General features: G+C 72.5%; 1 protein-coding gene. It reads left to right on the top strand.

The features are described 5' to 3' along the window. Positions 1–670 (top strand): MFS transporter (locus KDH83_RS31085; RefSeq protein WP_212322952.1); only part of this gene is annotated, 670 nt, incomplete at both ends.

Here is a 670-nt window from a genome sequence, read left to right as displayed (position 1 = left end):
ATGATCCAGGTGGCCGCCGCCTTTCCGCTGGTGGCCCTGTCCATCCTGACCGGCGTGCTGGCCGACAACTACGACCGCCGCAAGGTCATGCTGGCCGGCATGGGGCTGGAACTGGCCGGCGGCCTGTTCATCACCATCCTGGCCTTCGCCGGCCTGCTGCACCCGATCACGCTGATCGCCTCGGTCTTCTGCATCGCCATCGGCAGCGCCGTCGTGACGCCGGCCTGGCAGGCGGCGGTGGGCGAGCAGGTGCCGCGCGCTCACGTGGGCAGCGCGGTGCTGCTGAACAGCGTCAACTACAACGTCGCGCGCGCGGTCGGTCCGGCCATCGGCGGCCTGCTGCTGGGCGCGCTGGGCGCGCCCTGGGTGTTCCTGCTGAACTGCTTCTGCTATGGCGGCCTGATCTGGGCGATCTGGCGCTGGAAGCGCGACCTGCCCGAGCGCCGCCTGCCGCCCGAGCGCCTGCTGCAGGGCGCGGTCACGGCGCTGCGCTACACCCAGCACTCCACCGTGACGCGCGTGGTCATGCTGCGCGCCTTCGCCTTCGGCCTGTCGGCCAGCGCGCTGTGGGCGCTGCTGCCCCTGCTGGCCCACGAGCACGACGCCCGCAGCCCCATGCCGTACCGCTCCATGCTGGGCTCGCTGGGCCTCGGCCCCACCCTCGGCAGGG

This window comes from Achromobacter sp. Marseille-Q0513, from assembly GCF_018195695.1.
GTDB lineage: Bacteria > Pseudomonadota > Gammaproteobacteria > Burkholderiales > Burkholderiaceae_B > Achromobacter.
This window is presented reverse-complemented; position numbering and strand designations above follow the sequence as displayed.